We start from the raw sequence: 17204 nt of genomic DNA on the forward strand, positions 1-17204 counted from the left end.
GGGGGGGGGGGGGGGGGGGGGGGGGGGGGGGGCGTAGGGGCAATTCACGAATTGCCCCGCTCACTGATCCCGCCTGACGGTAGGGGCGTATTGCGACACGCCCCTACGAAAATCCCCGTCCTGCCTCACATCCACGCATCGTAGCCGAACCGCCACGGGACGTTGTCCATCGGCAGGTCGTCCACGCGGCCCTGGCGCAGCGCCTCGAAACGCGGGCGGATTTCGTCCAGGCTGTCGCCGCCGAGCTTGATCATCAGCTCGTCGGCCAGCACGAACGCGATCACTGCTTCCAGCACGGGCACGGCGCGCGGCGTCGCGCAGAAGTCGCTGCGCTCGTACACGGTGTGATCCGGTTCCCCGGTGGCAAGATTCACCGTATCCAGCGGCGTGAGCGTTGTGCTGATCGGCTTCATCGCCGCGCGAACCACCAGCGGCGCACCGGTCGTCATGCCGCCTTCCAATCCGCCGGAGCGGTTCGACGTGCGCGCCAGCATGCCGTCCTCGCCGGGCACGATGCGATCGTGCACCTGCGTGCCGGGACGTTTCGCGTTCTCGAACGCCGGGCCGATCTCCACGCCCTTGATGCTCTGCACGCTGCACGCCGCCGCCGCCAAGCGGGCGGTCAGCCGCCGGTCGTGCTGGACGTGCGTGCCCAGGCCGGGCGGCAGATTCAGCGCGACGACTTCCACCACGCCGCCCAGCGTATCCTTATCGATCTTGGCCTGCCGGATGGCGGCCTGGATGCGTTCGGACGCCGCCGGATCGGGGCAGCGCACCTCGGAGGCTTCCGCCGCCTCGAAACGCGCCAGATAATCGGGGGCGTCGCCGGAAAGATCCGCGACTTCGCCCGCGATCTCGGTCACGTAGCCGCCCACGACGATCCCGAACTCGGCCAGCAGCCGCTTGCATACCGCGCCGACCGCCACGCGCGCCGCCGTTTCGCGGGCGCTGGCGCGTTCCAGGCTCAGGCGCAGGTCGCGGTAGCCGTACTTGATCGCGCCGGTCAGGTCGGCGTGACCGGGTCGCGGCGTGGTCATGGGCGTGATGTCCTTCTCGGCCCAATTTTTCCAGTCGCGGTTTTCGACCACGATGCCGATCGGTCCGCCGGTGGTCTGGCCGTTCATCACGCCGCCTGTCACCTGGGCGCGGTCCCGCTCGATCTGCATGCGCCCGCCGCTGCCATAGCCCTGCTGGCGACGCGCCATCTCGCGGTTCAGGTCATCCGGCGCAAGCGGCAGTCCGGCGGGCATGCCGTCCAGAATGGCCGTCAGCAGCGGACCGTGACTCTCTCCGGCGGTCAGAAAACGCAGCACTTAGGCTTCCTCCACGCGCACCAGCGAGTACTGCTTGCGCCCCTTGCGCAGCACGATCACGCGCCCTTCGATGGCATCCGCCAGCGTGCACATCTGGTCGGTGCTGTCCACGCGGTGATTGTTCATGTACAGGCCGCCGCTCTCGATCAGGTTGCGTACCTGCTTTTTGGAGCGGTCCAGGCCGCACGTCACGCCCAGATCCACCACGCTGAGACCCTCGCCCTCCAGGTCGGCGCGCGGCACGGCACACGACGGCACCTCCGCGAAGATATCCACCAGATCGTCGGCGCTCATGCCGTCCAGCTCGCGGTTGCCGAACAGCACCTCCGTCGCGGCCTGGGCGCGGGCCAACCCATCCTCGCCGTGTACCGCGCGCGTGACTTCTTCCGCCAGCCGGGTCTGCGCCGCGCGCAGATGCGGCTCGGTCTCGACGGCGTGCTCGTATTCCGCGATCTCCTCGCGGCTGAGCAGCGTGAAGTACTTCAGGTACCGGATCGCGTCGTCGTCGGTCGTGTTCAGCCAGAACTGGTAGAAGCGGTACGGCGAGGTGCGCTTCGAGTCGAGCCAGACCGTCCCGGCTTCCGTCTTGCCGAACTTGGTCCCCGCACTGGTCGTTACCAGCGGCACGACCGCGCCGTGTGCCTGGGCGTCGGCCACCTTGCGGATGAGCATGATCCCCGCCGTGATGTTGCCCCACTGGTCGCTGCCGCCCATTTGCAGCGTGCAGCCGTAGCGCTCGTACAACTGCAAAAAGTCGTACGATTGCAGCAGCATGTAGCTGAACTCGGTGAACGAGATGCCCTCTTCGCTTTCCAGCCGGGTGCGGACTGAATCCTTCGCTAGCATGTAGTTGACGGTGAAGTGCTTGCCCGTGTCGCGCAGGAAGTCGAGCAGGTTTATTGGGCGCAACCAGTCGGCGTTGTTGACCAGCCGCGCCGGGTTTTCGGGCCGCTCGAAGTCGAGGAAGTGCGTCAACTGGGCCTTGATGCCCTCCACGTTGTGCTGAAGCTGGTCCTCGGTGAGCAGCTGGCGCTCCTTGGTCTTGCCGCTGGGATCGCCAATCAGCCCCGTGCCGCCGCCCGCCAGCGCGATCGGGCTGTGGCCGTGGCGCTGGAGGTGCACCAACACCATGATCGGCAGCAGCGAGCCAACGTGCAGGCTGTCGGCGGTCGGATCGAAGCCGATGTAGCCGGTCACCTTCTGTTTGGCGAGCGCTTCTTCCGCGCCTTCGGTCATGTCTTTTAACAGGCCGCGCCAGCGCAGCTCTTCGACGAGGTTTTCCGCGATCTTGACTTCCATTAGTGCTCAAGCTCCTCAAGCGTGGTTGAACGAAAAACGTACCTGACGCGCGTTTCTGCGCGGGATTGACAAGGGATTAGGGACTGTGCATCCGGGTATGTTGGGATGCAGCGTACTACTCGATCCCCTTCCAGAGCCGCCTTACGATCGTCGTGTAGCCTAACTTCTCGTAAAACGCGATTGCATCCTCGTTGAATTCCCATACCGACAGTTCGATCTCTGCAAGGCCCTGTTCGCGTGCCCACGCGTGGACCTGATGCATCAGTGCCTGCCCGATGCCCATCCGCCGGTATGCATTCAGCACCGCCACATTATCCACGACCAACCAGCGGCGCGGCACAAACATGGGCAAATCGGGGCTGTTCCGCACCAGCGCCGACAGGAAGCCGGCAATCACGCCGTCATGTTCGGCAACGAGCAGCAGCGATTCCGGGTTTTCCAGCATGTCGATGAACCACTCCAGAGGCCGCGCCGGTTCATCAAAGGGACGAAAGAAATGTGGGAGCGCGCCGGCGTGAAAAGCGTCCAACTCCCTTATAACGGGACACAGCCCCTTGTAATCATCGCGCCGGGCGACTCGGATGCTTGTCATATCCATGTGCTGCTCGTGGTCTCAGCTGTCGAAGAGACGACAGCAGAATTTCAGTGTTTGATAGCTTTCCTGATGGGCGCTACATCGGCAGGCGCGACCGCTGCCGCGCGGAATGCATTCCCATTGCGGCGCGGGCGGCGGCGGCCATCACGTCCACGGGCGGCGTGATCCCGGTCCACTGGACCTGCGCCAGCGCGCCCTGCTGCACCAGCATCCCCAACCCACCAACGGCGCGTCCCCCGGCGACGCGGATTTCCCGCATCAGCCGCGTCAGGGACGGATTATAAACCAGATCGTACAGCACAAGGTCCGGCGAAATGGACACGTCGTCCGGCCAGGGCGAGCGGTCGATCTCCGGCCACATGCCCAATGGCGTGCAGTTGACGATCAGCGCGCCGGGCTGTGCCAGCCGGGGGAGCTCATTGTACCCCACCACATCCGCCCGGTCGCCCGGACTCCGGCTGATCTGCGTCACCTGCGCCGCGCCCGCCTGTTCCAGCGCGTAGCGCACGCCCTTTGCACTGCCGCCCGTGCCCAGGATCACGCAGGTGCGCCCTGCCGGGTCGATCTCGTGTGCATGCAGGTCGGCCAGGAACCCGGCCCAGTCGGTGTTATCGACCGTCAGCGATCCGTCCGACCCGACCACCAGTGTATTCCCTGCACCGATGACCTGCGCCGCCGGGCTGATCGCGCGCACCAGCGGGTGATCCATGATCGCCTGCTTGTGCGGGATCGTGACGTTGAAGCCGCGCCACCCGTCCGCGACGTGCCGCGCGATCGTTTCGTGCAGTTCGTCCGGCGCGGCGGGAATCAGCACATAGTGCCAATCCAGGCCCAACGCCTCGAACGCGGCGTTGTGCAGCGCCGGAGAAATGCTGTGCGCAACGGGCCAGCCCAACAGCCCGACCTGTTCCGTCATGACACGTCCGCTCCCAATGCCCGCAGCGTCTCCACGAAGCCGGGGAAGGAGTCGTCCATGCAGCGGGCGTCGTCGACGACCGTTTCCCCCTCCGCGACCAGCCCGGCCACCACGAGCGACATCGCCACGCGGTGATCGTCGTGGCCGTGCGCCGTCGCGCCGCGCAGCTTTTGCGGTCCCACGACGCGGAACCCGTCCGGGCGTTCTTCGATCTCCGCGCCCAGCTTGCGCAGCTCCGCCGCCATGACCGCGATGCGATCCGTCTCTTTGACGCGCAGCTCCTGCGCCCCGGTAACCAGCGTCTCGCCCTCGGCCTGCGTCGCGGCAACCATCAGCGCCGGGAACTCGTCGATCGCGCGCACGATCAAATCCCCGCCGATTGCAGCGCCCCGCAGCGCCGCGCGCCGCACGACCAGATCCGCGACCGGCTCGCCCGCTTCGTCGCGCTCGTTGACCAGCTCGATCTCCGCGCCCATCAAGCGCAAAATGTCCACGATGCCGGTGCGCGTCGGATTCACGCCCACGTTTTCGATCCGCACGGCGTCTCCGGCGGCCAGCAGCGCCGCCACCAGCGGGAACGCGGCGGACGACATATCGCCGGGGATGGTCAGATCCAGCGGCGCGAGTGTACTGCGGGGCGTCACCGTCACGCGCGGCCCCTCGACCGTCACGTTCGCGCCGACGCTGCGCAGCATGCGCTCGGTGTGGTCGCGCGCCGGACCCGGCTCGATCACGGTCACGGGGCCGTCCGCGAACAATCCGGCCAGCAGCACGCAGCTTTTGACCTGGGCACTGGCGACGGGCATTGGGTAGGTGAAGGAGTGGAGTGAAGCGGGAGAAATGTGCAGGGGGGCTTTACCATCGGTGTCTTCGATCTGCGCGCCCATTTGTCGCAGCGGATCGGTCACCCGGCGCATGGGGCGGCGGCGTAACTGCTCGCTGCCGTCCAGCACGGACGGGAACGGTTGGCCCGCCATCACGCCCACCAGCAGCCGGATCAACGTCCCGGCGTTCACGCAGTCGATCGGGCCGTCCGGCGGCACGAGGCCGTGCAGCCCGCGCCCGTGCACCGTCAGCGTGGCCGCATCGTGCTGCTCGACGGTCACGCCCAGCGCCCGCATCGCGCGCAGCGTCGCCAGCGTATCGCCCGCCGGAAGGAAGCCGCGCACCTGTGTCACGCCGTCTCCCAGCGCGCCCAGGATCAGCGCCCGGTGCGAAATCGACTTGTCGCCCGGCACGCGGATCGTGCCGCTCAGTGCGCCGCCGGGCCCGACGTGGGCCGTGATGTCTGCCGTAATCATGAGATCGGTCGCTCCCCGTGAGAGGCGGTATACGCCCGCCGCGCCTGGACGATCTCGCCCAGGTCCTCCTGCAAGCCGGGCACGTCGTCCAGCAGCCCTTCCAGGTGTTCCAGTTCCCCGCGCAGCCGGGGCAGCAGGCGGCGCAGTTGATCCGCATTGGTGCTGAACATCCCCGTGATCATGTCCGCGTTGGTGCGCGCCAGCCGCGTCGCGCCGTCGAAACCGCCCGCCGCCAGATCGTACAGCGCCGGATCTTCGTCCGCGACGTCCATCGCCAGCCGCATCAGCGCGAAGCTGAGCAGGTGCGGCAGGTGGCTCGTGAGCGCCGTCAGGTAGTCGTGCTGCTCGCGGTCCATCCACAGCGGGACCGCGCCCACCGCGCAGGCCAGCCGTTCGGCCAGGCTGCGCGCGGCGTCCGTGGTGCGCGCCGTCTCGCACAGCACAAAGCGTGCCCCCCGGTACAGCGTCGGAATCGCGTTCGCGTAGCCGTTTTCCGCCAGCCCGCACATCGGGTGCCCGCCGACCGCCAGCACGCCGTCCGGCAGGCGGTCGAGCTGCTTACAAATGCGCGTCTTGGTGCTGCCCAGGTCGATCACCAGCGTGCCCGCCGGGATCTCGATCCGGGGGATCAGGCTCACCAGCCGGTCCGCCGGGATCGCCAGCACGACCACGTCCGCGCCGCCGTCCAGTCCAATACCGTCGATCACGCCCTGCGCCTGGGCGGCGCGCAGAACGTTGGGATTCACGTCGTCGGCGGTGATGTGCCCGCATGTGTCGCGCAGGGCCATCGCCAGCGATCCGCCCATCAGCCCCAGGCCGACGACGTGAACGGTAAAGCCGCCGGGAGTCTTATCCATGCTGCGCCGCCGGAGAGTGCGTGGTCACCTTACGGCCCACGATGGGTGCCAGCTGCGTGATCTTGCTCACCAGCGCGGCGAACCGTTCCGGCTTGAGCGACTGCCGCCCGTCCGATTCGGCGTGGTCGGGATCCATGTGCACTTCCAGGATCAGCCCGTCCGCGCCCGCCGCGATCGCGCCCATCGACACGCTTTCGACGTATTCCCACTTGCCGAGCGCGTGGCTGGGGTCCGCGATGACCGGCAGGTGCGACGCCTGCTTGAGCACCGGGATCGCGTTCAGGTCGAACGTATTACGCGTGGCCGTCTCGAAGGTGCGGATGCCGCGCTCGCACAGCATGACGCGCATGTTGCCATGGCTGAGGATGTATTCCGCTGCCATCAGCAGTTCCTCGATGGTGCTGCTCATGCCGCGCTTGAGCAGCACGGGATGTTGGCTTTCGCCCACGGCGTGCAGCAGCGCGTAGTTTTGCATGTTGCGCGCGCCGATTTGCAGCACGTCGGCGTAGTCACAGCAGACCTGCACCGTGGCCGGTTCCATGACTTCCGTCACGACCGGCAGGCCGGTTTGCTCGCGCGCTTCGGCCAGATAGCGCAGGCCTTCTTCGCCCAGCCCCTGGAAACTGTAGGGCGAGGTGCGCGGCTTGAAGGCGCCACCGCGCAGCGCCGTCGCGCCCGCTTCCTTGACGGCATAGGCCGTCTCGATGATTTGCTCGCGGCTTTCGACCGCGCACGGACCGGCGATGATCGCCAGATTCGGGCCGCCGACTTCGATCCCGTTCAGCGGGATCAGCGTGTCGTCGGGGTGATATTCGCGGCTGGCGATCTTATACGGGTGGCTAACCGGCACCACGTCCTGCACGCCGGGCAGCAGTCCCAACTGCTCGCGGTCCAGCGGACGCCCGCGCCCGATCACGCCGATGATGGTGCGCTCTTTGCCTTCGGACAGGTGCACTTCGTAGCCAATCGAACGGATGCGGGCGATGACTTCGGAGATATCGCGGGCAGTTGCGGTGGTGGACATAACGACGATCATGGTGTTCCTCCGTGTGCCGGTGTGCGCCGGTGGTGTTTTCTGCCAGGACAGGGATATTACGAAACAGTGTTGGCTCTATCGGGCCGCAGTTGCCATGCGTCCCGCAGGTAAACGTGTTTGATCTCGCGCGCCGAACGCGGCGTGTTCCACATGATCAGCACCCGCACGACCATCGGCAGGCTGTGCGGCACGGCCATCTCGTGCGAGCACAGGATCGGCGCGTCCATCCAGCCCATCTGCCGGGCCGCTACCGCCGGGAATTCGGCGTTGAGGTCGGTCGTCGTGGAGAAGAACACGCTGCCGATGTCGTCCACGTCGATCTCGTTGGCGTCGACCATCGCTTCGAGCAGTTCACGCGTGGCGCTGAGGATCGCGTCCGCCGTGTTGACCTCGACGGTGATGGCTCCGCGTACGCCACGGCAGGAGTAAGAAGCGGCTAATTTGGTTGGACTCACGGTGTTCTCCTTCAAGACGCCCGGACCTTCGCCCGGAATGGAAACAAAAAGGGCGCTGAGCTTGTCTTCTCAGCGCCCTTTCCCTTATTCGTTTCGGGTCGGGTTAGTTGCTTTCGCCAGCAGGCAAGCTCGGATCTCCAGTATGGCGCCCATAAAAATAGAAATAGAAGTAGCCAAACCAACCCGACGCTTCCGCGTTCGGGGGGGTGTTGAGGTTGGCGATGGGCTTGGACATCTGAGACATTGCTGTTTTTTCTCCCGATTGCTGTTCAGAGTAGCACAGGACGGGAGGCAGTGTCAATAAGCCGGAAGAAGTTCGTACAAAATGACGAGGAGCCGCTTAAACCGGCTCGTCGAGCGGCGTCTCGTCGTCCTCGAAACGGCCAGCATAGGACAGATCGTCCTGCTTCCGCACGACGTCGCGCAGCGCATCGATGGGCAGCCGCTCGCCCGTGGCGGGATCGTCGTAGAACCAGTGCGTCCAGCCGTTGCACGACCCCTGCTTGAGGATGCGCCCGACCTTGTGAATCGAGCCGGACAGCTCGCCGCACTGCAGGTGGCCGCTGGCGAGGATCGTGGCGCGGATGGGGCTGTGCTTGCCGAACGTCAGTGTCTGGCCGGGGGCGAGCAGGCCGCGTTCCAACAGCGTGCCAAACGCGATGCGCGGGCGCTGGCGGCGCTCCGGCGAGGCGAAAATCACGTCCGGCTGCGGGAACGGCTCGACCGCGTCGAGGCGTTCTTGTGCAAGCCGCACATACTCGCCGTCCTTCTCGATCCCGATCCAGCGGCGGTGCAGTTTTTTGGCGACCGCGCCCGTGGTCCCCGTCCCGAAGAACGGATCGAGGATCACGTCGCCGGGGCGCGAGCTGGACAGCACCACGCGGTACAGCAGCGCTTCCGGCTTCTGCGTCGGATGCGCGCGCTTGCCGTCGAGCTTGATGCGCTCCGGCCCGACGCAGGTCGGCAGCCACCAGTCGCTGCGCATCTGCAAGTCGTCGTTGAGCGCCTTCATCGCGTGGTAATTGAACGTGTAGCGCGCGCCTTTCTGTTTTTGCGCCCAGAGCAGTGTTTCGTGTGCGTTGGTGAAGCGCACCCCCCGGAAGTTGGGCGTGGGGTTGGTCTTGACCCACACCACCTGGTTCAGAATCCAGTAGCCCAGGTCCATCAGGATCGCGCCCACGCGGAAGATGTTGTGATACGTGCCGATCACCCAGATCGTGCCGGTGTCTTTCAGCACGCGCTGGCAAGCGCGCAGCCATTCGCGCGTGAAAGCGTCGTATTCCGCGAAGCTGTTGAACTGGTCCCAGTCGGCGTCCACCGCATCGACCTTCGTCATGTTGGGCCGCCACAGCTCGCGCTGAAGCTGGAGGTTATAGGGCGGATCGGCGAAGATCAGGTCCACCGATTTGTCAGGGAAGGACGCCAGCACGTCGAGGCAGTCGCCGTGAAGGATCTGATCAAGCGGGAGGTCGGGGTGCGATGTCATGAGCCTGTGTGTGATCCGCCTCTCGGTCGGGCTAAATGTCGCCGTGCGCCTTGTACCAGTCGTAGGTGTCCTGCAAGCTCTGCCGGATCGAGATGCGCGGCTCGCCCAGCTCGCGCCACGACTTTTCCGCGTTGAAGTACATCATGCGCGTGCCGAGCCGGAGCTGGTTGCCTTCGGCGGGCAGATTCACGCCCAGCTTGCGCAGCACATCGGTTACGGTGGCGGCGAGATACAGCACCGGTGTCGGCAGCGTCACGGCGAACGCGCGGCGGCCCATGACGTCCGCCGTCAGGCGGGTCCAGGCTTTGTGCGTCAGATCGACCGCGCCGAGGATATACCGTTCCCCGGTGCGCCCGCGTTCCGCCGCCGCGATGTGCGCCTCGGCCACATCGCGCACGTCGATCAGCGTCGTGCCGCCGGGCGGCATGGTCGGCGGGACGTGCCCGCGCGCCATCTCGATCACGACGCTGCTGGAAATCTGGTTCAGGTCGCCCGGCCCGATGATCACCGTGGGATTGAGAATCACGCAGTCCAGGCCCCGGCGAATGGCGCGGAAGACTTCCGCCTCGGCCAGAAATTTGCTGTGGCCGTAGGGCGTCAGATGCTGGTCATAATTGAAGCGCACCGATTCATCGATCGGCTTCAGCCCGTGCGTATAGCCGATCGCCGCCGCGCTGCTGGTGACGATCACGCGCCGCACGCCGGATGCTTCCGCCGCGCGCAGCACGTTCGCCGTACCGTCCACGTTGATCTCGTAGATGCGCGCCGGGTCGCTGCGCCAGTAATCCGCCACCGCCGCCGTATGGAACACCCACTCCACGTCCTGCATCGCGTCCAGCAGCGACTGGTAATCCATCACGTCGCCCAGGGCGTGCTCGCAGTCGAGATCCTCGATCAGCTCCAGGCGGCTGGTGCGGCGGTGCAGCACGCGCACGCTGTAACCGTGCCGCGCCAGCGCGTGCGCGATGTGAGAGCCGACAAACCCGGTTCCTCCCGTGACGAGCGCTTTCACCATAGCCGCTTCTCCTGGCCGCCCGCCTGAGTCACGCGGGATCGGCCTGCTGCCGGATGCGAGTCAAGGGGCGCGCCGGTCGTCCACCACCGGCAGCGCCACTACTGCGAGTATACCGCACGCGATTCATGCGCGCCCAGGCCCGCCGTGGGCACGAACGCGCCGGGAATTGCCAAAAGCCTTTGAGCGCGGTAGTATTCCGCGCCGATCAACCGTGCGTATCGTAAAAAGTTGGGGGGTGAAGGAGTGGTGACGTGGGTGAAGTGGAACATGGTTCCTCTCAATCATTAGGACGTCCTCAGCGCTCCCGCTGGATGCGGGGTGTCGCCAGCGGCGTCATGATTCTCGGCGCGATGGCGCTGGTCCTGTTCGCCGGACGGTTATTCTTCACACAGCCGGAAGAGGAAGAAACACCGCCGCTCCCCTCGAACGAACGCCCAACCGTCGCCCCACTCGGCATCGAATCCGTCCAGTATCCGACCGCCTATCCTACGGTGGTCATCACCGCCACGCCTGCCCCGGTCGATTGGGTGCGCCCCACCGCCGAGCCAGACGTGATCGCGGCGGCGCTCGATAATCCCGTGGTCAACGCCTCCGGCGACGGCGTCGTGGATCGCGAAGTCGACGCGCTGACGATCCTGCCTGCGCGCTCGCGCAGCGACATCACGACCTACGAAGTGCAGTCCGGCGACACGCTGCAAATCATCGCGGATCACTTCGGCATTCAGCAGTCCACGATCATCTGGTCCAACGACCGCTTTTACGTCAACGCGATGAGCGTGGGCATGGAGCTGAACATCCTGCCCGTGGACGGCGTGTACTACACCGTCACCGACCCGGAAACCATTTCGGATCTCGCGGAGGAGTTCCAGGTCGCCCCCTACGACATCATCGATTCAGAGTTTAACAATCTGTTCGGCGCGACGCCGGACATGGTGCTGCCCGCCGGGCTGCGGCTCATCATTCCGGGCGGGATCGGCTCGCAGGAGCCGGTGTACTGGGACCCCGGCATCGTGCAGGAAACGAGTGGGTCCAGCAGCGGCGGGACGGGCGGCGTGACGCTCGCGCAGGGCTTCGCGTCGTTCGCAGCGGGCGATCCCGGCTCGTGCGGACGGCAGGCCGTCTACGGCGGCACGCTGCCGGTCGGCGCGCCGATCTACCGCAGCTACCGCATCACGCAGGACTTCACGTGGGTGCACGGCGGCATCGACCTGGCCGTTCCGGCAGGCACGCCGGTCTTCGCGGCGGGCGGCGGCACGGTCATCTTCAGCGGGTGGAGCACCTGGGGGTACGGCTACACGGTCGTGATCGCGCACGGCGGCACGCTGACGCTGTACGGCCACCTCAACGGCGCGTTCGTGAGCTGCGGCGAAGTCGTCACGGCGGGCCAGAACATCGCCGTCACGGGCAGCACGGGCCGGTCCAGCGGGCCGCACCTGCACTTCGAGATCCGCGACGGCAGCGGTCGCCCCACCAGCCCCTGGAGCTACCAGAGCTTCTAGGATAGCGGTTAGCAATTAGCCGTTAGCGGTTAGCCGGAAAAAACGTTTTCGCTCTCCGCCGGATTGGGAAGATGTGGGGGCAACATCAGCACGATCTTGTAGGGGCGTATTGCGATACGCCCCTTTTTTTTCGCCAACACGCACCTGTCCCGCATCCTCGTAGGGGCAATTCACGAATTGCCCCACGCGCCCACAACCACGTCCCGTAGGCACGTATTGCGATACGCCCCGCCCCTACAGAACCCTGTTGAGCGGAGTTTGCTCCCCTCTCCAACTTGATTGGAGAGGGGCCGGGGGTGAGGTGCTCTTTCCTGCTTTTTTCCCCTGATCCCTGTTCCCCAATCCCCAGTCCCTCAGCACGGCCCCTGCACGTCGTTGATCACCACGCTGCCCTGCACCATCTGCGACACGAGATCGCCATTGATGCTCGCCGTCACGTTGATGTAAACGAGGTACTGGCCGGGGCCGAGCCCGGTCGTGTTGGCGTACACCTCGACCGTCTCGCCGCTCTGCACAGCAGGGGGATACACCTCGATCGGCGGGCCGGTCGGTGACGCGACGGCCTGCACCTCGGCGGTGAAGCGCGTGCCGGGATACCCCGCGTTGATCACCTCGAACGAGCCGACCCGGAGCGAAATCGGGCAAAACATGCTGGCCTCGCCGGTCATCTCCTGGGCGTGCACGCCCAGGCTGGGCGCGTAATCGCTGACGCGGCGCGGCATGCTCGCCACCCGCTGAAACGTGACGGTCGGGGAGCCGTCCGCGCGCAGCAGGCTGAACCAGCGCATGTGGCTGCACAGCGCGTTCGTCTCCGGCGGGTAAAGCGCCCAGTTCAGGTTCCACAGGAACATCGGTCCCGCCCAGGGCCAATGCTCGTCCGCCCACTGGTACGCGCGCACGGTGTAATCGGCCTGCGTCTGCCCGGAGACGCGCAGCCACGCGAAGCCCGCAAAATTCGGGTCGCTGTCGGAGCATTGCACGCCGTCTTCCGCCGGGTCGCGCAGCCAGCCGAATTCCGTCAGCCAGATCTGCTTGTCGTAGATGCCGCGCTCCTCGAACAACTGCCGGATCAACTCCACGCGCCGGAACACGAGCGTGTCGTACGCCGGCTCCGTTTCGGGCGGCTGGTTGTAGCCATAGGGGTGATAGCCGAAGGCGTCGAACCACTGCGCCGCGCCGTTATCGAGCATTTCCACCGCGAAGTCGATGTCGCTGACCGCGCCCCGGTCGGCGGTGGTCAGCGTGGGAGCCAGCCCGCCCGATACGACGATGATCGACGGGTTGACAGCCTTGATCTGCGTATAGACCACGCGCAGCATCTGGGTATATTCCCACGCGTTCGGCCCCTTCGACCACTCCATCGACAGGTTCGGCTCGTTGTGCACCTCGATCGCGTCCACGCCAAACGCGGACAGCTCGTTCGCGCGGCGCGTGACGTCGTTGCGGAAGTCGGTCCAGTTGCCCGGCCACGACAGGTCCATGCGGAACAACACGCGCTTACCGGGAAAGTCCGCGATCTGCCCCGGCTCGTAGACCTTCACCCAGTCCATGCCGAGCTGGTCCACCAGGGCGGGATTGACGTTGGTATGCGGGCCGATGTGCACGCCGTAGCCGAGATGTGCCGCGGGCAGCGCGCCCGACTGGGCCACCGTGCGGGAGATCGGGGAAAGGGGACTCGCGGCCACGCCTGCCAGCAGGCACAGCGCGAGCGCGAATCGGGCGAGAATCCGTAAACGTCGTGACATAACTTTATCTTGCGACGAGCCTGAGTATAATGCAAATCTGGTCATGGGTGCGGTCTGTAGCTGCGCCCGCTATCCCAAAAGTGAGCCGCTTCATGAGCCGTGTATCTGCTTCTTCTCGCCTGCCGCGCCTGCGGCGTCCCTGGCAGGTCGTGCTGGTCTTCTGCCTGCTGTATCTGGGCACGATCCTGGCGATCAACGATTTCGACGTCAAAGCGTTCGTCACCATCGGATCGTGTTACTCCTCGTGCGACTTCGACCTGGCGCAGGGCTGCCGCGAAGGCACGGAAAACGGCTACGACGGCCAGTACGCCTACTACATCGCGCGCGATCCCGGCGGCTCCGCCGGGTGCATGGACGTGGCGGGCTACCGCTACCAGCGCATTCTGCTGCCCATGATCGGCTACGCCCTGTCGTTTGGCGTGAATGACCTGATCCCGGTCGTGTTCGTCGTGACCAACCTGATCGCGCTGCTGGTCAGCGTCGCCCTGCTGGAAGATCTGCTCGTCGCGCTCAAAGCGAACCGCTGGTACGCGCTGGTCTACGGCCTGTTCTTCGGTACGGTGATCGGGGTGCGCCTCAGCACGGTCGAGCCGCTGGCCTACGCCCTCGTGATCGGCGCGATCTGGCTGACGCAGCAGGAAAAGACACGGCCCTGGCTGCAAGCCCTGTTATTTCTAGGGGCGGCCTTCACCAAAGAAACGACGCTGCCGTTCGTGGCCGCATTCATGCTCTACGACGCCGTGCACCGTCGCTGGTGGGACGCGATCCGGTTGGGCGCGGTGGTCGGCATACCGTTCGCGCTGTGGCAGATCTACCTGTATTCGTGGCTGGGCGAGTTCGGGGCCGGATCGGGCGGGGGCGGCGCGACGCCGTTCGAGATCGTCCCCTATAACGGCGTGTGGCGCATCTTCACCGACACCGAAAATATCCGCGTGTTCCTGATCGTCGGCACGCTGGCGTTTGGCGTCGCCGTGCTGCCGAGCCTGTGGGGAATCTGGGCCACCCTGCGCGAGTTCTGGCAGCGGCGCGAAGAAGCGCACCTCTACGCCTATCTGCACTTCACCAACGCGGCGCTGCTGGCCTTCGTGCCGTTTTCGACCTACCGCGAATATCTGGGCATCTTCCGCTTCATCGTGCCGATGGTGATGACGCACCTGCTCTTTGCCGCGCTGCGCTACCGCCACAAGCGCCCGCTGATCTACTCGACGCTGTGGCTGATCTGCCTGCTGTTCGTCGTGGCGGGATAACCGCGCGGCGTCAGGTGAACGGTGTCCGTGCGCTTTTGCCGCACCCCTGGCTGTGCGTTATAGTCGGCGGCTGCGAATTTGCGGCCTCTCGCCGCTGCGGAGATGGATTCTATGAAGATCGTCGTCACGCTTCCGACGTACAACGAAGCTGAGAACATACCCACTATGATCGAGGCGCTGCGCGCGCTGCCCGTGCCCGATCTTTCGATCCTGGTCATCGACGACAATTCCCCCGACGGCACGGGGCGCATCGCGGACGATCTGGCCGCGAAGTATCCCGGCCAAATCGACGTCATGCACCGCCCCGGCAAAAACGGCCTGGGCACGGCGTACATCGAGGGCTTCACCTGGGCGCTGGCGCACGGCGCGGACGCCGTGCTGCAAATGGACTCGGACTTCTCGCACAATCCCGATTACATCCCGCAGATGGTCGAGACGCTGGAGCGCACCGGCACAGATATCGTGCTCGGCTCGCGTTATGCGAAGGGCGGCAGCCTGGATGACGACTGGGGCTTCGGGCGCAAGCTGCTCAGTTGGTGGGCCAACAGCATCTACGTGCGCCTGATCCTGCACACGAAGGTCAAAGACGCGACGGGCGGCTTCCGGCTGTGGAAAGCCCACGTCCTGCGCGGCATGGACCTGAAGCGCATCCGCTCCAACGGCTACGTGTTCCAGGTCGAGACGATCTACGTGGCCGAAAAGCTCGGCTATCGCGCCGTCGAGGTCCCCATCCACTTTAAGGACCGGCGTTTGGGCCGGTCGAAGATGAGCTTTCGCGTCCAATCCGAAGCGGCACTGCGGGTCTGGCAGGTCTGGGGCCGCCACCGCCACCTGACCCCCTCGATGCGCGCGGCCTCGGAGCCGGTGTCCGCCCACTAAAAACGTCTGGTGTCGATGCTGCGTAAGTGGTTTCCTGAGCTGCTCATCACGGCAGGGCTGTTGGTCCTGCCGCTGTTGTTATTCTTCCCGGTGACGCTCGGCGGCAAGACGCAGATCCCCGCCGACAACCTCTACGAGTACGAGCCGTGGCTCAGCGCGCGCGAGACGCTCGGCGTGCCGGAGGTCCCGCACAACGCGCTGATCTCCGACCTGATCCTCGAAAACTACCAGTGGAAATCGTTTCTGCGCCAGAGCATCCGCGACGGCGTGATCCCGCTGTGGCAGACGGAGCAGTTCGCCGGGACGCCGTTCCTGGCCGCCGGGCAGCATTCCGCCCTGTACCCGTTCAGCGTGCTCTATTACGTCCTGCCGCTGTGGCTGGCCTATGGCTGGTTCACCGTCAGCCAGTTGTGGCTGGCGGGCGTGCTGATGATGCTGTTCGCGCGCGGATTGGGCGTCGGACGGTTGGGCGCGGCGGTGGCCGGGGTCGCCTACCAGCTCAGCGCGTTTTTTGTGATCAGCGCCGTCTTCCCGATGATGATCGCGGGCGCGGCGTGGCTGCCGCTGCTGCTGTTGATGATCGAGTTTATCGTCCGGCGGCGGCCCTTGCGTGGCGAGCGCCCGGCGGTGATCCCGTGGATCGCGGTGGGCGCGGTCGCGCTGATGATGAACGTCTTCGCCGGGCACGTCGAGATCACGTACTACACGCTGATCGTGATGGCCTACTACGCCGCCGCGCGCCTGCTATGGGAGTGGTGGCGCGCGCGCCGGGCGTGGAAGCGTCTGACGAGCACGGCAGCGTCGCTGCTGGCGATGGTCGCGCTGGGCATGGGGCTGGGCGCGGCGCAGTTCGTCCCGCTCTACGAGTTGGGGACACATAGCTTCCGCGAGAGCGCCGCGAGTTTCGACGACGTGCGCAGTTGGGGCCTGCCCGTCCGCCACGCCGCCGCGTTTTTCGTGCCCGACGTGTTCGGCAATCCCGCCGACCACAGTTACATCGACGTGTTCGACTGGGAGCGCGTGTCGGTGCAGTGGATGCGCGGCGCCGAGACGACCTCCAACACGCATTTCGGGATCAAAAATTACGTCGAGGGCGCGGTCTACATGGGCATCCTGGTCATGGCCCTCGCCGCGATCGGATTAATTGCGCCACGCCGCAAACAGCCTCCCGTGTCTTCCGTAGGGGCAGTTCATGAACTGCCCCTACCCGGTGATTCGGATGGCGCGCCGCCCATCCGCGCGATTCTGGCGATCCTGGGCGGCGTCTCGCTGACCTTCGCCTTCGGCCTGCCCACCTACGCCGTCCTGTATTACCTGTTCCCCAGCGCCAACCAGCTCCATACCCCGTTCCGGTGGGTATGGCCGCTGACGTTCGTCGTGGCGGCGCTGGCCGGATACGGCGCGGACGCGCTGACCTGTGCCCGGCGCGATCACCGTGTGTGGCGCGTGGCGACGTGGGCGGGCGGCGGACTGCTGGCGGCGGGCGCGCTGATTCTGCTCGCACTGGCGGCCAGCCGGATCGCGTTCGGCACTATCGAGCCGCAGGTCGCGGACCTGTATC

Annotated in this window: 15 protein-coding genes; 4 read left to right on the forward strand and 11 right to left on the reverse strand. The window is 65.8% G+C overall.

What is annotated here, in order from left to right; genetic code table 11:
• Positions 1-125: 125 nt before the first annotated feature.
• From aroC to V7116_RS18070, 10 genes are all read right to left on the reverse strand, one after another.
• Positions 126-1310, reverse strand: coding sequence for a chorismate synthase (aroC, locus tag V7116_RS18025; protein WP_349258546.1), 1185 nt, complete (start codon positions 1308-1310; stop codon positions 126-128).
• A gap of 3 nt (positions 1311-1313) precedes the next feature.
• A complete protein-coding gene (gene tyrS, locus V7116_RS18030) occupies positions 1314-2612 on the reverse strand; it encodes a tyrosine--tRNA ligase (RefSeq protein WP_324393355.1) in 1299 nt (432 codons plus the stop codon).
• A gap of 115 nt (positions 2613-2727) precedes the next feature.
• Entirely contained in the window at positions 2728-3210 is a 483-nt protein-coding gene (locus tag V7116_RS18035; RefSeq protein WP_324393356.1) for a GNAT family N-acetyltransferase, read from the reverse strand.
• A 73-nt stretch (positions 3211-3283) separates the two neighbouring features.
• The gene (locus tag V7116_RS18040) at positions 3284-4123 is read right to left on the reverse strand and encodes a shikimate dehydrogenase family protein (protein ID WP_324393357.1); all 840 of its coding nucleotides are present in this window, start codon (positions 4121-4123) and stop codon (positions 3284-3286) included.
• Positions 4120-5424, reverse strand: coding sequence for a 3-phosphoshikimate 1-carboxyvinyltransferase (aroA, locus tag V7116_RS18045; protein WP_324393358.1), 1305 nt, complete (start codon positions 5422-5424; stop codon positions 4120-4122). Before aroA ends, V7116_RS18040 begins: the two co-directional genes overlap by 4 nt.
• Positions 5421-6281, reverse strand: coding sequence for a prephenate dehydrogenase (locus V7116_RS18050; RefSeq protein ID WP_324393359.1), 861 nt, complete (start codon positions 6279-6281; stop codon positions 5421-5423). Before V7116_RS18050 ends, aroA begins: the two co-directional genes overlap by 4 nt.
• Complete coding sequence (aroF, locus tag V7116_RS18055; protein ID WP_324393360.1) at positions 6274-7317, reverse strand: 3-deoxy-7-phosphoheptulonate synthase; 1044 nt, start codon at positions 7315-7317, stop codon at positions 6274-6276. The genes V7116_RS18050 and aroF overlap by 8 nt, the downstream gene beginning before the upstream one ends.
• A 56-nt stretch (positions 7318-7373) precedes the next feature.
• A complete protein-coding gene (gene aroH / locus V7116_RS18060; RefSeq protein ID WP_324393361.1) occupies positions 7374-7772 on the reverse strand; it encodes a chorismate mutase in 399 nt (132 codons plus the stop codon).
• Positions 7773-8112: 340 nt separating this feature from the next.
• The gene (locus V7116_RS18065) at positions 8113-9258 is read right to left on the reverse strand and encodes a site-specific DNA-methyltransferase (RefSeq protein ID WP_324393362.1); all 1146 of its coding nucleotides are present in this window, start codon (positions 9256-9258) and stop codon (positions 8113-8115) included.
• A gap of 31 nt (positions 9259-9289) precedes the next feature.
• Entirely contained in the window at positions 9290-10273 is a 984-nt protein-coding gene (locus V7116_RS18070) for an NAD-dependent epimerase/dehydratase family protein (protein ID WP_324393363.1), read from the reverse strand.
• 251 nt (positions 10274-10524) lie between these two features.
• Here V7116_RS18070 and V7116_RS18075 point away from each other — a divergent pair, with 251 nt between their 5' ends.
• Complete coding sequence (locus V7116_RS18075; RefSeq protein ID WP_324393364.1) at positions 10525-11772, forward strand: peptidoglycan DD-metalloendopeptidase family protein; 1248 nt, start codon at positions 10525-10527, stop codon at positions 11770-11772.
• A gap of 353 nt (positions 11773-12125) precedes the next feature.
• On the opposite strand, the gene V7116_RS18080 is transcribed toward V7116_RS18075, so the two are convergent.
• On the reverse strand, positions 12126-13517 hold the full coding sequence (locus tag V7116_RS18080; RefSeq protein ID WP_324393365.1) for a hypothetical protein: 1392 nt from the start codon (positions 13515-13517) through the stop codon (positions 12126-12128).
• 92 nt (positions 13518-13609) lie between these two features.
• Here V7116_RS18080 and V7116_RS18085 point away from each other — a divergent pair, with 92 nt between their 5' ends.
• From V7116_RS18085 to V7116_RS18095, 3 genes are all read left to right on the forward strand, one after another.
• The gene (locus V7116_RS18085) at positions 13610-14764 is read left to right on the forward strand and encodes an AZOBR_p60025 family cell surface glycopolymer formation protein (RefSeq protein ID WP_324393366.1); all 1155 of its coding nucleotides are present in this window, start codon (positions 13610-13612) and stop codon (positions 14762-14764) included.
• Positions 14765-14875: 111 nt separating this feature from the next.
• Positions 14876-15643 (forward strand): polyprenol monophosphomannose synthase, encoded by a 768-nt coding sequence (locus V7116_RS18090; RefSeq protein ID WP_324393367.1) that lies wholly within the window; start codon positions 14876-14878, stop codon positions 15641-15643.
• A 15-nt stretch (positions 15644-15658) separates the two neighbouring features.
• The coding region (locus tag V7116_RS18095; RefSeq protein WP_324393368.1) for a hypothetical protein at positions 15659-17204 on the forward strand (1546 nt) is incomplete at its 3' end.

Origin of the sequence: Aggregatilinea sp., assembly GCF_036822615.1 — a bacterium.
Lineage (GTDB): Bacteria > Chloroflexota > Anaerolineae > Aggregatilineales > Aggregatilineaceae > Aggregatilinea.

What these genes read in the sequence shown, in the direction of transcription:
- tyrS (WP_324393355.1), bottom strand. Translation starts at nt 2,612, where the DNA reads ATGGAAGTCAAGATCGCGGAAAACCTCGTCGAAGAGCTGCGCTGGCGC.
- V7116_RS18035 (WP_324393356.1), bottom strand. Translation starts at nt 3,210, where the DNA reads ATGGATATGACAAGCATCCGAGTCGCCCGGCGCGATGATTACAAGGGG.
- V7116_RS18040 (WP_324393357.1), bottom strand. Translation starts at nt 4,123, where the DNA reads ATGACGGAACAGGTCGGGCTGTTGGGCTGGCCCGTTGCGCACAGCATT.
- aroA (WP_324393358.1), bottom strand. Translation starts at nt 5,424, where the DNA reads ATGATTACGGCAGACATCACGGCCCACGTCGGGCCCGGCGGCGCACTG.
- V7116_RS18050 (WP_324393359.1), bottom strand. Translation starts at nt 6,281, where the DNA reads ATGGATAAGACTCCCGGCGGCTTTACCGTTCACGTCGTCGGCCTGGGG.
- aroF (WP_324393360.1), bottom strand. Translation starts at nt 7,317, where the DNA reads ATGATCGTCGTTATGTCCACCACCGCAACTGCCCGCGATATCTCCGAA.
- V7116_RS18065 (WP_324393362.1), bottom strand. Translation starts at nt 9,258, where the DNA reads ATGACATCGCACCCCGACCTCCCGCTTGATCAGATCCTTCACGGCGAC.
- V7116_RS18070 (WP_324393363.1), bottom strand. Translation starts at nt 10,273, where the DNA reads ATGGTGAAAGCGCTCGTCACGGGAGGAACCGGGTTTGTCGGCTCTCAC.
- V7116_RS18080 (WP_324393365.1), bottom strand. Translation starts at nt 13,517, where the DNA reads ATGTCACGACGTTTACGGATTCTCGCCCGATTCGCGCTCGCGCTGTGC.
- V7116_RS18085 (WP_324393366.1), top strand. Translation starts at nt 13,610, where the DNA reads ATGAGCCGTGTATCTGCTTCTTCTCGCCTGCCGCGCCTGCGGCGTCCC.
- V7116_RS18090 (WP_324393367.1), top strand. Translation starts at nt 14,876, where the DNA reads ATGAAGATCGTCGTCACGCTTCCGACGTACAACGAAGCTGAGAACATA.